Below are 2,153 nucleotides of genomic sequence, written 5' to 3'. Positions count from 1 at the left end.
GGCGACCCCGGGCAGCGCCTCCAGCGCGGCGTCGACCTCCCCCAGCTCGATCCGGCGCCCGCCCAGCTTGACCTGTTCGTCGCCCCGGCCGACGAACAGCAGCCCCGCGGGCTCGGCCCGGACGATGTCCCCGCTGCGGTACGCCCGCGACCAGCCCAGCGACGGCAGCGACGCGAACTTCTCGGCGTCCTTGGCGGCGTCCAGGTAGCGGGCCAGACCCACCCCGCCGATCACCAGCTCGCCGGTCTCACCCATCGCCACCGGGTCGCCGGCGCTGTCGACCACCGCGAGCTCCCAGCCGGCCAGCGGCAGCCCGATGCGCACGGGTCCGTCGCCGGTCATCCGCGCGGCGCAGGCCACCACGGTCGCCTCGGTCGGCCCGTACGTGTTCCAGACCTCGCGGCCCTCGACGGCCAGGCGCTGCGCGAGCTCGGGCGGGCAGGCCTCCCCGCCGAAGATCAGCAGCCGTACCTCCTCCAGCGCCTCGACCGGCCACAGCGCGGCGAGCGTCGGCACCGTCGAGACCACGGTGATGCGCTGCTCGGCGAGCCACGGGCCGAGGTCGACGCCGCTGCGCACCAGCGACCGCTCGGCCGGCACCAGGCAGGCGCCGTGGCGCCAGGCCAGCCACATCTCCTCGCAGGACGCGTCGAACGCCACGGAGAGCCCGGCCAGCACCCGGTCCTGCGGGCCGATCGCCTCGCTGACCTCGCCGGCGAGGAACAACCGGGCCTCCGCGTCGACGAAGGCCGCCGCGGCGCCGTGGCTGACCGCGACCCCCTTCGGGGTGCCGGTCGAGCCGGAGGTGAAGATGATCCAGGCGTCGTCGTCCGGGCCGGGCCGGGCGGGGCGGCCCTCGGGGGTACGGCGCAACGAGACGCTCAGCCCGTCACCGAGCACCGCGACGACCCCCGCCTCGCCGAAGACGAGCTCGGCCCGTTCCCCGGGATCGTCGGCGTCGACCGGCACGTAGGCGGCACCGGCCGCGAGCACGCCGAGGATCGCCAGGTACAGCTCGGCCGTGCCGGACGAGATGCGTACGCCGACCCGGTCGCCGGCGCCGATCCCGTGCCCGTTCAGCGTCACCCGGACGGCCTCGACCTCGTCGGCGAGCTCGCGGTACGTCAGCGCGGTGGTGCCGTTGTCGAGCGCGCGGGCGCCCGGGTGCGCGCGCACGGTGTCGTCGAGGATGTCGACCAGGGTGCGGGTGGCCGGCGCCGACGGGGAGCGGAACACCGCCGGGGGCACCGGTGCGACGACGAGGGGAGGGAGCGTGACCAGCTGCGGTTCGGTCGTCACGGTCACCGGGCGTGCACCATCTTCACCTCGAGGGTCGGCGTCAACCAGGCGTGCGGCATACGGACCCGCCCTGGGCAGCCCTCAACGCTACGTCGCCGCAACCTGTAATAACGGGCATATCAGCGGATCCGTGGCCACCACCACACCTGCCGTGGCCGAGTTCACGGGGTATCGTCCAGCGCGATGAAGGCGCCGCTGCGTTCCACTGACCCCCAGTTCCTCGGTGGCTACCGTCTGCTGGCCCGGCTCGGGCAGGGCGGCATGGGCACCGTCTATCTCGCCGAGGACCGGCACGACCGGCTGGTGGCGATCAAGGTCGTCAAGCCCGAGCTGGCGTACGAGGAGGAGTTCCGCGCCCGCTTCCGCAGCGAGGTCAACCGGGCCCGCCAGGTGCCGCCGTTCTGCACCGCCGAGCTGCTCGACGCCGACGCCGACCACGAGACGCCCTACCTCGTCGTCGAGTACGTGGACGGTCCCAGCCTCGCCGAGGTGGTCGCCGAGCAGGGCCCGCTGACCGGCGGCAGCCTGTACAGCGTGGCGGTCGGCGTGGCCACCGCGCTGGCCGCCATCCACGGTGCCGGCGTCATCCACCGCGACCTGAAACCGGCCAACGTGCTCTTCGCGCTGGGCACCCCGAAGGTCATCGACTTCGGCATCGCCCGCGCCTTCGAGGCGACCAGCCAGCACACGGGCACCGACCAGATGGTGGGCACGGTCGCGTACATGGCGCCGGAGCGCTTCGACAGCGACTCGAGCCGGATCGGGCCGGCCGCGGACGTGTTCGCGTGGGGCGTCGTCGTCACGTTCGCGGGCACCGGACGCACGCCCTTCGGCGGCGACAGCGCGGCCGCGAC

At 74.1% G+C, this 2,153-nt stretch carries 2 protein-coding genes; one reads left to right on the top strand and one right to left on the bottom strand.

The annotated features are described in order from the left end of the window. The coding region (locus AB0C29_RS45080; RefSeq protein WP_360834050.1) for an amino acid adenylation domain-containing protein at nt 1-1,305 on the bottom strand (1,305 nt) is incomplete at its 3' end. A 177-nt stretch (nt 1,306-1,482) separates the two neighbouring features. Between AB0C29_RS45080 and AB0C29_RS45075 the strand changes: the two genes are divergently transcribed. Continuing rightward, the coding region (locus AB0C29_RS45075; protein WP_360834048.1) for a serine/threonine-protein kinase at nt 1,483-2,153 on the top strand (671 nt) is incomplete at its 3' end.

This window comes from Actinoplanes sp. NPDC048791 (assembly GCF_040650095.1).
Taxonomy (GTDB): domain Bacteria; phylum Actinomycetota; class Actinomycetes; order Mycobacteriales; family Micromonosporaceae; genus Actinoplanes.
The sequence above is the reverse complement of the archived record's forward strand: the minus strand, read 5'-3'. Positions and strand labels throughout refer to the sequence as shown.